Source organism: Polaromonas sp. (assembly GCF_013817205.1).
Classification (GTDB): Bacteria; Pseudomonadota; Gammaproteobacteria; order Burkholderiales; family Burkholderiaceae_C; genus Polaromonas.
This window is the reverse complement of the sequence record NZ_JACDDD010000038.1, coordinates 24,714-34,630: the sequence shown is the minus strand read 5'-3', so window position 1 is coordinate 34,630 and position 9,917 is coordinate 24,714. Positions and strand designations below refer to the sequence as shown.

Sequence of the window (9,917 nt, the reverse complement as noted above, 5' to 3'; positions counted from 1 at the left end):
TGCCCCAGTAGCGCTGGCGGCTCACGCCCCAGTCGCGCAGGCGCCACGTGGTTTTCTTCTCGCCCAGACCTTTGGCAGCGAGGTCGGCGGCGACGGCATCGACCGCCGCCTTGAACGCCAGCCCATCGTATTTGCCGGACTGAATGGCCACGCCCTGCTGCTTGTCGCCGTACCAGTCAGCCCAGGCTTCGGCGCTGTAGGATTTTCCGGCTACGTCGGTGACCTGCCTGATCGCCAGGCCATATTTTTTGGCGAACTCGAAATCACGCTCGTCATGCGCCGGAACACCCATGACCGCGCCGTCGCCGTAACTCATGAGCACATAGTTGCCGACCCAGACTTCGACCTTGTCTCCGGTCAACGGGTGCGAGACAAACAGTCCGGTAGGCTGGCCCTTTTTTTCCTGCGTAGCCAGTTCGGCTTCGGTGGTGCCGCCGGACTTGCAATCCTCGATGAAGGCGGCCAGCTTGGGGTTCGACGCTGCCGCGTGGATCGCCAGCGGGTGCTCCGGTGCCACGGCGCAAAAAGTCACGCCCATGATGGTGTCGGCGCGCGTGGTGAAAACGTACATCTTGCCGTCGCCAATCAAGGCGCCGTCACTGCCCTGAATGTCATGAGTGAAGGCAAAACGCACACCTTCGCTTTTGCCGATCCAGTTTTCCTGCATCAACCGCACCCGCTCGGGCCAGCCCGGCAGCTTGTGCTGCACGTGATCCAGCAACTCTTCGGCGTAGTCGGTGATCTTCAGGTAATAGCCCGGGATCTCACGTTTCTCAACAATCGCGCCGGTGCGCCAGCCTCGGCCGTCCACCACCTGCTCATTGGCCAGAACGGTCTGATCCACAGGGTCCCAATTCACCACCTGGGTCTTGCGGTACGCAATGCCCTTGTCCAGCATCTTCAGGAACAGCCACTGATTCCACTTGTAGTAGCCGGGATCGCAGGCGGCGACCTCGCGCGACCAGTCGATGGCCAGCCCCATGGCCTGAAGCTGCTGCTTCATATAGGCAATATTCTGATAGGTCCACTGGGCGGGCGGCACGCCGTTTTTGATCGCAGCGTTTTCGGCCGGCAGGCCGAAGGCGTCCCAGCCCATGGGCATGAGCACGTTGTAGCCCTTCATGCGCAGGTAGCGCGTGAGCATGTCGTTGATGGTGTAATTGCGCACATGGCCCATGTGCAGCTTGCCGCTGGGGTAGGGCAGCATGGAGCAGGCGTAGTATTTCTTCTTGGACGAGTCTTCAGTGACGCGGTAGGCATCGGCCGCGTTCCAGTGGGATTGCGCGTTGCGCTCAACGTCGAGGTGGCTGTATTTTTCTTGCATGGCAGGCTCGCCCGCCGGCTTCACGGGGCAGGGCACGATACTTTCGGTCGGTTAAAAGGCCTGGAAGACGCCGGCGCAGGCCCGGCGTTTTCCGGAGACTCGATTGGGCTGATCGTGACGATTTTACGGGCGCGCCGCTGGCGGGGCATCCGCGACAAAACCGATGCGGTTCAGGCCGGCTTTTTGCGCGATGCCCATCACCTCGACGATGCGGCCATACGGCACGGCCTGATCGGCGCGCAACTGCACTTCGGTGTCCGGGTTGCGATCGGCGCTCTGCCCAAGACGCTGAGCCAACTTTTCAGCGGACACGGGCTGGTCGTTCAGAAAGGCTTGGCCGGTTTTGTCCACCACCAGACTCACGAACTGCGGGGCATCGCCGGGCTGGGCGGCGTCGCTGCGGGGCAGGTCCAGGCGGATCGAGCTGGCCAGCAAGGGCGCGGTGATGATGAAGATCACCACCAGCACCAGCATCACATCAACCAGCGGCGTGACGTTGATCTCGCTGAAGGGTTGCGCACCGGGCGTGCGTTCAAGCCTGCCAAAAGTCATGGAGCCCCCACGCTTGTCACTGCGTGTACCGCGCTGCCCCCCTGGGGGGCTAATTTTCCTAGTGGCGGCCCGTCGGAAAATTGCTGCCCCGCCACCGCGCCTGTCGCGGCCAGCAGCTCGCGCAAATCGTAGGCAAAGCCTTCAAGATCAGCCTCGATGCGGCTGATGTTGCGCCCGAAAATGTTGTAGGCCAGCACGGCCGGGATGGCGACCGCCAGACCGGCCGCAGTCATGATCAGCGCCTCGCCGACCGGGCCGGACACCTTGTCGATGGTGATCTGCCCGGCGGCGGCGATGCCGACCAGCGCATGGTAAATCCCCCAGACCGTGCCCAGCAGGCCGACAAAGGGCGCGGTCGATCCGACGGTGGCCAGCAGGACCTGGCCGTAATGCAGGCGGTGCAACACCCCGTGCAGCGCATCGCGAAGCAAACGGGTCAGTTGCTGCGACCGGTCGCCAGCCGAGGCCAGGGTGCCCGGGGCCTGCGCGCCCGTAGCGGCGATCAGGGGCAGGACCAGTGACTCACGATCAAAGGCAGCAACCTTCTGCTGCGCATCCTTGATTGCGGAGGACTGCCAGAACACCGCTGTGCTGCGGGCTACATCGCCGCGCGCGCGTCGGAGCAGCCAGGCTTTCCAGACGATGACCACCCAGCTGGCCACGGACATGAGGAGAAGCAGCGCGGCGACAAGCCCGGTCACCGCGTCGCCTTGGGTGATCAGCGCCAGGATGTTCATCAGCGGATCACTTGAGGTTGAGCACGTCGTACATGTCAAACAAACCGGCCCGCTGGCCTGCCAGAAAACGCGCGGCCCGCAAGCTGCCCTGGGCATAGGTCACCCGGCTGGAGGACTTGTGGCTGATTTCAATCCGTTCGCCCGTACCCGCAAAAAGGACGGTGTGGTCGCCAACGATGTCGCCGCCGCGGATGGTGGCGAAACCGATGGACGAAGGATCCCGTGCGCCGGTAATGCCTTCGCGGGTGTACACCGCGCAGTCCTTGAGCTCACGGCCCAGCGCGTCGGCAATGACCTCGCCCATTTTCAGCGCGGTGCCCGACGGTGCATCGACCTTGTGCCGGTGGTGCGCTTCGATGATTTCAATGTCGTAGCCGGTCGGCATGGCCTTGGCAGCCATCTCCAGCAATTTGAGCGTCACGTTCACACCCACACTCATGTTGGGTGCCATCATGATGGCAATGTCTTTGGCGGCCGCGGCGATCTCGGCTTTTTGCGCATCGGAAAATCCGGTGGTGCCGATGACCATCTTGACGCCGAGTTCGCGGCATTTGGCCAGGTGCGCCATGGTGCCTTCCGGCCGGGTGAAATCAATCAGCACCTCAGAACCGGACAGGCCGGCTGCCAGGTCGGCGGTGATAAGTACGCCGCTGCTATGACCGAGAAAGGCGGCGGCATCTTTGCCCAGCCCGGGACTCGCGGCCACATCCAGGGCGCCGGTCAGCCGGCAATCGCCGCTGGCGCGAAGCGCTTCGACCAGCATCTGGCCCATGCGGCCGCTGGCACCGGCGACGGCAATCAGGTGATGGGGCGCGCTGCTGCTGGTGGCCACGGCACTCACCGTGCCGGGCTTTCCAGAGGCGGGTAGCTGCCGCTCGGCGCTGCGGCAGGCGCCGATGGCATGGCGGGCGCCACGCTGGAGGTCGCCCCCTTTTTCTCGACGGCCTGGAGTTGCTCGTCGCTCAGCTCCAGCACCGGCACCTTGCCGAGTTTGCGGCGAGAGTCGAGCTTGGAGACAAATTCCGTCTCGCTGGGCATGGCGTCGCCTTCAAACCGCTCCAGCACATCATTTTTGAAAAACACCGTCAGCTTGAGCGCTTGGGGCTCGGCGTTTTGCCGCTTCAGGGTAAAGACATAGTCCCAGCGGTCAGCGTGGAACACGCTGGCCAGCAGCGGCGTGCCTAACACCTCACGCACCTGCGCGCGTGGCATGCCGGGCTTGAGCAGTTCGACCTGCTCCCTGGACACGAAATTGCCCTGGACGATCTCTACCTTGTAGGGCGTGATCCAGTTGACCGGATTGACCTTGCTGTCGCTGAGCCCGCTGGTCATGCTCTTCATGCTGCTGCAGGCGCTGAGCACCACACACGCCAGGACGGTTAGAGCGATTCGGGTGCCGTGACGATTTTTTGCAGACATGGGTTGAGGTGTAGCGATATGATTGATCATTGTAGCGGCAGGGTGTGTACCCTCAGGGCTCCCGCCAGCCCCCGCTGGCCAGGGCCTCAGGAGCCTGTCGGACTTGAGGCGTCGAAAGCGAAAATCGGCCCCAGTGAGGACAGTTTTTGCCGGATTTGCCGGCCCATAGCCCAGCTATGGGACAAAAAGACGGTGAAAAATGAACCGCTGCGGTCGATTTGCAGCCGACGATTCAAGTCCGACAGGCTCCTAGAGCCTGGATTGGCCCCGTTTTGCCACCTATCCCCGGAATACCGCCATGAGCAACATTGATGAACTCAAAAACACCGGCCTGAAAGCGACCCTGCCCCGTCTGAAGATCCTTGAAATTTTCCAAACGGGCAAGCAGCGCCACATGACGGCAGAAGATGTTTTCCGGGTGCTGCTGGAGGACCGCTCGGATATCGGGCTGGCCACGGTTTACCGCGTCTTGACCCAATTCGAACAGGCGGGGCTGCTCAATCGCAGCAACTTCGAGTCCGGCAAGGCGGTGTATGAAATCAACGAGGGCCAACACCATGACCACCTGGTGTGCCTTGATTGCGGCAAGGTTGAGGAGTTTTACGACGCCGAAATCGAAAAGCGCCAGCATGCGGTCGCCAAGGCCAAGGGGTTTGCAATTGCCGACCACTCGCTGTCGATGTACGCGAACTGCACCAAGGACAAGTGCCCCAACCGCAGCGCCACCCCGGTGCGGCATCATCACGCCTGATTTTTCAAGAGAAAATGGCCTCCAGCCCTTGACTGACTTGCATCGATAGCTATAAATAGCATAGCAATCAGCTGGTCAAGGACACCCTCCTGGAGGACTGCTCTTATTTCAAGCCGGGGCCGAGGGTCCGGCTCTGCCGGACCGCAGGTGCAGCGCGGCCCCGAGGGGCTGGAGCCTGTGGCTCCAAAGCTGCTTGAGCAGCTTTGGACAGGTGACAGAGGCGAAGCGTCTCGCGAGCCGCGGCCTGCAAGGCCTCGGGAGCTACACAGTGAGCGAACGTGGGGGCTCTACCTACCCGCCACGCTCCATGGCCTGGCGATGCCGCTCGACAAATTCCTGGTAGGTGTCGATGCCGCGCAGCTGCAGGATGACATTGCGCACCGCCGCTTCCACCAGCACCGCGATATTGCGGCCAGCCACCACCTGGATCACCACCTTGCGCACCGGGATGCCCAATACATCCTGCGTCAGCGGCTCATAGGGGATTCGTTCGTACTCGCGCTCCAGTGTCTCGCGGCGGACCAGATGCACGATCAGCTTGAGCCGCATCTTCCGCCGAACGGCGGTCTCGCCAAAAATTGCCTTGATGTCGAGCAGGCCGATGCCGCGCACCTCCAGCAGGTTTTGCAGCAGTTCTGGACAGCGGCCCTCGATGGTGGTCTGGTTGATGCGGTACAAATCCACCGCGTCATCGGCAACCAGACCATGGCCGCGCGAGATCAGCTCCAGGCCCAGCTCGCTTTTGCCCAGCCCGGATTCGCCGGTGATCATCAGGCCCACACCCAGAATGTCCATGAAAACGCCGTGCATCGAGGTGCGGTCGGCAAAATGTTTGGACAGGTAGGCCCGCAACACGTCGATCACAAACGCCGCCGACTCCTGCGTCGCAAACATCGGGATCTGTGCGCGTTCACACATCGACAGCAAGGTGTCGGGGGCGACCTGGCCGTCGGCAATGATCAGCACCGGCGGCTCCAGCGTGACGATGCGTGCGATGCGGCGCGCGCAGTCTTCGGGGTTGCCGTTGCTCAGGTAGGCGACTTCACGCTCACCCAGCAATTGCACGCGGTAGGGATGGATGTAGTTGAGGTAACCGACCAGATCGGCGCCGGAGCGGGCGGCACGCACCGCCACTTCGTCGAAACGCCGCTCTGAAGCGCCGAGGCCGGCCACCCACTCCCACTTGAGGGCAGCGCGGTGGTCCTCGAACAGCACATCAGCGCTGACGACGGTGGGTTTCATGACCGGACCCCTCTGGCGCCTGCGCGAACAACCGGGGTCATGAGGTTAAGGAGTGACAGCGTGGCTGGACTGCCAGGAGGCGATCAACTGGTGCAGGGCCGCTGCGTCGGTGCTGGCCTTGAGCTGCTCACGCAGGGCGCTGTCGCTGAGAAGCTCGGCAATCTCGGAGAGGATTTCCAGGTGTTTCTGAGTTGCCGCCTCCGGCACCAGCAGGAAAATCAGCAGGCCGACGGCTTGCTCGTCGGGCGCATCGAAACCGATAGGCGCGTGCAACTGGAACACCGCCGCCATCGGCGCCTTCAACCCCTTGATCCGGCCGTGGGGAATCGCCACGCCGTGGCCCAGGCCGGTGGAGCCGAGACGCTCACGGGCGAACAGGCTGTCGGTGATCAGGGCGCGGTTCAGACCGTGCTGATTTTCAAACAGCAAGCCGGCTTCCTCAAAAGCACGCTTTTTGCTGGTGGCTTCAACACGCACCAGCACCTGGGTAGAAGGCAAAATTTGCGAAAGACGGTTCATAACGATCTTTTAGTCGCCGAATTATGCACTTTCATAAGCATCGATACCATCCGGCGCATAAAAAAGCCGCCTGAGGGCACAGGCGGCCTGCTGCGGGGTCTCTCAGCCCCTGCCGCCTCGGCGGCTGACGCCAAGGCCTTCAGGCCTGGCGCTTGGCGGCAACGTGGTGGTGGTCCCGGGTTTTGGTCTTGTAACGACCGACCTGGCGGTCCAGCTTGTCGGTCAGTTCATCGACCGCAGCATACAGATCAGCATGCGAGCTTTCGGCAAACAGGTCGCGCCCCTTGACGTGAACATTGCATTCAGCCCGCTGGCGTCGTTCCTTTTCCTTCATGTTGTCGATGGTCAACAGGACTTTGACATCGACCACCTGGTCGAAATGCCGGGTGATCCTGTCCATCTTGCTGGTCACATAGCCGCGCAGGGCGGGGGTAACTTCAAGATGGTGGCCGCTGATCGTCAAATTCATAAAGAGACTCCTTTTCCATGGCTGGATGAGGGTTAAAAACACCGCTTTGCCAGTGCTGGCGTGGCGGCGGACGGACAACTCTCTTGGTTTCACTATGCGCCCGAAGTCAGGCAAACGCAATCGTGCATTGCAGCAAAAAATGAAACGATGTGAAAATCTCGCTGCGCAGATAGAAGGACTTTCGAAAGGCCTTGATTTGTATGCCTTTTCGGCAATGACGCGAACAAGCCCCCCAACCCCAAACCGTGGTCAATGGTGTCAGGTTCCTGTCCAGCCGCGGATGGAACCCGCCAGTTGCTCCAGACGCCGGGTCTTGTCGATCACCTCCAGCACACCGGCTTCAGCGCCTTTGCCGGCTTTACTCGGCCTGGATGCAGCCCATGCGCCGTCAAATGAAGTTGCGGGATTTCGCCACCCGCGCCATCTGCGGGGCCGTGGTAACTTGTACCTACCCGATGTCACTTGAAACAATCATTTCGTATGGTCTGACCCGACCCGATGAAGAGCGCAATGCCCTCGTGCTCATGGGCGGGGGTGCGCGCACGGCCTACCAGGCTGGCGTGCTGCGAGCGCTGGCCCGCATGCTGGCGCGACAGGACGGCGCTGCAAAGCAACCGTTTCCGTTCAAAATCCTGGTCGGCACTTCCGCCGGAGCGCTTAATGCCTCATACCTCGCCAGCCGGGCCACGGAAGGCCTGGCCGCGTTTGAGCAGCTGGCCGACTTCTGGACAACCCTGCGGTCAACACAGGTCTACCAACTCAAGGTACCGGGGTGGATACGGTCCAGCCGCATTGCTGCTGCCCTGTTTCTGTCGCAGCATGTCCGCAAGCAACAGGCTTTTTTGAACAACACGCCGCTGGTGGACACCTTGCACCGTGTGATCTCGCTGGCCAACATCGACCGGGCGCTGCAGGAAAAAACCCTCCTGGCACTGGCCGTGACCGCATCAAGCTACACCAGCGGCGTGCATTGGACTTTTTGCCAGACGGCGCGCTGCACCGATGATGACTCGTGGAACCGGCCCGGGCGGCGGGCCGAGTTTCAGCCCATCACCATCGAACATCTCATGGCCTCCAGCGCCATTCCTTTTCTGTTCCCATCGACGCCTTTGTGGGTGGACGATCACCGCGAGTTTTTTGGCGACGGCTCGATGCGCCAAAGCTCGCCGCTGTCACCCGCATTGCGGCTGGGCGCCGGCAAGGTGCTGGTGATTGGTGTGGGGCAACCGGAACGCGCAGGTCTGACGGGCGCAGCCACGCCAGCCATCGCCGCACGGCCCACCCTGGGGGCGATTGCCGGCCATGCGCTGGCCAGCGTTTTTCAGGACACCCTGCGGGCCGACGTGGAGCAGGCCCAGCGCGTGAGCAAGACCCTGCGCCAGATGCCGCGCGAAATCGCGGCGGTCATGCCTTATCGTCCTATCGAGGTGCTGGCGATTGCACCGACGCAGTCGCTGGACGCACTGGCACAGGCCCATGCCAGCGAGTTGCCTGCCGCCACCTACAACGCGCTGGCAGGACTGGGGGCGCTGGGCGGGCATGGCAGCCCGGGTGGCGCAGCCCTGGCAAGCTACCTGTTGTTTGAGCACGGTTTTATCAAGGCGCTGATGGCCCTGGGCGAGCAGGACGCCTATGCAAAAAAGGCCGAGCTGATCGATTTTTTCATGTAGAACCGGCGATGGTCGCTCGGGGGTTGAAGTGTCATAATCCCCGCTAATCATTACGGAGAAATCCTTGGAAAGCAGCCCCAGTCGCTAGCTTTCAGCACCGCAGACTGACGCCAGAAGTCGTCCCCGGGGTTGAAAGCGATGCCACCATCCACAACCCCGCCGACGCCCGCCAATCGATGTGGGGTGTCGGCGCCCCCAAACCGATTGGGAGCCAGTCATGCTCAATATCTTCACGCTCGCCAACGGGCGCCTGTTCCAGGAAGAGATCGAATCGCTCGAGGAACTCTCCCGCTTCCATCCCATCTGGGTGGACCTGGAGTCGCCCACCCTCGAGGAAAAGCGCTGGATCAAGCAGTATTACGGCCTGTCGATTCCCGAAGACGTGATGGACGAGGACATTGAGGAGTCCGCGCGTTTTTACGAAGAAGACAACGGCGAGCTGCACATCCGCTCGGACTTCCTGATTGCCGACGACGAAGAGCCGCGCACCGTGCGGGTGGCCTTCATCCTGAACCTGGTCAATGACAACCTCAAGAGCAAGGGTGTGCTGTTTTCGATTCACGACGAGGACGTGCCGGTGTTCCGCCTGCTCCGCATGCGGGCGCGCCGCGCGCCGGGGCTGATCGAAGACGCCAAGGAAGTGCTGCTCAAGCTGTTCGACGCCGACGCCGAATACTCAGCAGATACCCTTGAAGGCATTTACATCGACCTCGAAAAGGTCAGTACCAAGGTGCTGTCGGGGGATGTGACCGACGTGATGGCCGGCGAGGTGCTGGGCGCCATTGCCCGCCACGAAGACTTGAGCGGGCGCATTCGCCGCAACGTGATGGACACGCGCCGCGCCGTGAGTTTCATGATGCGCAGCAAGATGCTCAATGCCGAGCAATTCGAGGAAGCACGCCAGATTTTGCGCGACATCGACTCGCTGGACTCGCACACGGCGTTTCTTTTCGACAAGATCAACTTCCTGATGGACGCCACGGTGGGTTTCATCAACATCAACCAGAACAAGATCATCAAGATCTTTTCGGTGGCCAGTGTGGCCCTGCTGCCGCCCACGCTGATCGCCAGCGTGTATGGCATGAACTTCGAGCTCATGCCCGAACTGGACTGGGCCCTGGGTTATCCGTATGCCTTGCTGCTGATGGCAGCCAGTGCGGTGGTGCCAATGTGGTATTTCAGGAAGCGTGGCTGGTTGAAGTAGGGCCTGTCCGGACCGGTGCAGCCGGCGTCT

Annotated in this window: 11 protein-coding genes; 3 read left to right on the top strand and 8 right to left on the bottom strand. The window is 61.8% G+C overall.

Annotated features, from left to right (window positions below; genetic code table 11):
• From leuS to H0W47_RS10600, 5 genes are all read right to left on the bottom strand, one after another.
• On the bottom strand, window positions 1–1,324 hold a 1,324-nt coding region (gene leuS / locus H0W47_RS10620), incomplete at its 3' end, for a leucine--tRNA ligase (RefSeq protein ID WP_296924078.1).
• A 123-nt stretch (window positions 1,325–1,447) separates the two neighbouring features.
• Window positions 1,448–1,876, bottom strand: coding sequence for a biopolymer transporter ExbD (locus H0W47_RS10615; protein WP_296924075.1), 429 nt, complete (start codon window positions 1,874–1,876; stop codon window positions 1,448–1,450).
• A complete protein-coding gene (locus H0W47_RS10610) occupies window positions 1,873–2,613 on the bottom strand; it encodes a MotA/TolQ/ExbB proton channel family protein (protein ID WP_296924073.1) in 741 nt (246 codons plus the stop codon). The genes H0W47_RS10615 and H0W47_RS10610 overlap by 4 nt, the downstream gene beginning before the upstream one ends.
• Window positions 2,614–2,620: 7 nt before the next feature.
• On the bottom strand, window positions 2,621–3,445 hold the full coding sequence (gene dapB, locus H0W47_RS10605) for a 4-hydroxy-tetrahydrodipicolinate reductase (RefSeq protein ID WP_296924071.1): 825 nt from the start codon (window positions 3,443–3,445) through the stop codon (window positions 2,621–2,623).
• A 5-nt stretch (window positions 3,446–3,450) separates the two neighbouring features.
• On the bottom strand, window positions 3,451–3,954 hold the full coding sequence (locus H0W47_RS10600; RefSeq protein WP_296924080.1) for an outer membrane protein assembly factor BamE: 504 nt from the start codon (window positions 3,952–3,954) through the stop codon (window positions 3,451–3,453).
• 376 nt (window positions 3,955–4,330) lie between these two features.
• Between H0W47_RS10600 and fur the strand changes: the two genes are divergently transcribed.
• Window positions 4,331–4,783 (top strand): ferric iron uptake transcriptional regulator, encoded by a 453-nt coding sequence (gene fur / locus H0W47_RS10595; protein ID WP_296924069.1) that lies wholly within the window; start codon window positions 4,331–4,333, stop codon window positions 4,781–4,783.
• Window positions 4,784–5,074: 291 nt separating this feature from the next.
• Here fur and hprK read toward each other — a convergent pair whose 3' ends face one another.
• The 3 genes from hprK to raiA form a co-directional block, all read right to left on the bottom strand.
• The gene (hprK, locus tag H0W47_RS10590; protein ID WP_296924067.1) at window positions 5,075–6,025 is read right to left on the bottom strand and encodes an HPr(Ser) kinase/phosphatase; all 951 of its coding nucleotides are present in this window, start codon (window positions 6,023–6,025) and stop codon (window positions 5,075–5,077) included.
• A gap of 45 nt (window positions 6,026–6,070) precedes the next feature.
• Window positions 6,071–6,544, bottom strand: coding sequence for a PTS IIA-like nitrogen regulatory protein PtsN (gene ptsN, locus H0W47_RS10585; protein ID WP_296924065.1), 474 nt, complete (start codon window positions 6,542–6,544; stop codon window positions 6,071–6,073).
• A 139-nt stretch (window positions 6,545–6,683) separates the two neighbouring features.
• Window positions 6,684–7,013 carry a ribosome-associated translation inhibitor RaiA gene (raiA, locus tag H0W47_RS10580; RefSeq protein WP_296924063.1) on the bottom strand — a complete coding sequence of 110 codons (330 nt, stop codon included), beginning with the start codon at window positions 7,011–7,013 and terminating at the stop codon, window positions 6,684–6,686.
• Window positions 7,014–7,468: 455 nt separating this feature from the next.
• On the opposite strand from raiA, the gene H0W47_RS10575 reads away from it, so the two are divergent.
• Window positions 7,469–8,683 (top strand): patatin-like phospholipase family protein, encoded by a 1,215-nt coding sequence (locus H0W47_RS10575; protein WP_296924061.1) that lies wholly within the window; start codon window positions 7,469–7,471, stop codon window positions 8,681–8,683.
• A 217-nt stretch (window positions 8,684–8,900) separates the two neighbouring features.
• On the top strand, window positions 8,901–9,887 hold the full coding sequence (gene corA, locus H0W47_RS10570) for a magnesium/cobalt transporter CorA (protein ID WP_296924059.1): 987 nt from the start codon (window positions 8,901–8,903) through the stop codon (window positions 9,885–9,887).
• Window positions 9,888–9,917: the final 30 nt, after the last annotated feature.

Excerpts from the sequence above, each read along its gene's own strand:
- H0W47_RS10575 (WP_296924061.1), top strand. The coding sequence starts at position 7,469 with ATGTCACTTGAAACAATCATTTCGTATGGTCTGACCCGACCCGATGAA.
- ptsN (WP_296924065.1), bottom strand. The coding sequence starts at position 6,544 with ATGAACCGTCTTTCGCAAATTTTGCCTTCTACCCAGGTGCTGGTGCGT.
- H0W47_RS10600 (WP_296924080.1), bottom strand. The coding sequence starts at position 3,954 with ATGAAGAGCATGACCAGCGGGCTCAGCGACAGCAAGGTCAATCCGGTC.
- hprK (WP_296924067.1), bottom strand. The coding sequence starts at position 6,025 with ATGAAACCCACCGTCGTCAGCGCTGATGTGCTGTTCGAGGACCACCGC.
- fur (WP_296924069.1), top strand. The coding sequence starts at position 4,331 with ATGAGCAACATTGATGAACTCAAAAACACCGGCCTGAAAGCGACCCTG.
- H0W47_RS10610 (WP_296924073.1), bottom strand. The coding sequence starts at position 2,613 with ATGAACATCCTGGCGCTGATCACCCAAGGCGACGCGGTGACCGGGCTT.
- raiA (WP_296924063.1), bottom strand. The coding sequence starts at position 7,013 with ATGAATTTGACGATCAGCGGCCACCATCTTGAAGTTACCCCCGCCCTG.
- H0W47_RS10615 (WP_296924075.1), bottom strand. The coding sequence starts at position 1,876 with ATGACTTTTGGCAGGCTTGAACGCACGCCCGGTGCGCAACCCTTCAGC.
- corA (WP_296924059.1), top strand. The coding sequence starts at position 8,901 with ATGCTCAATATCTTCACGCTCGCCAACGGGCGCCTGTTCCAGGAAGAG.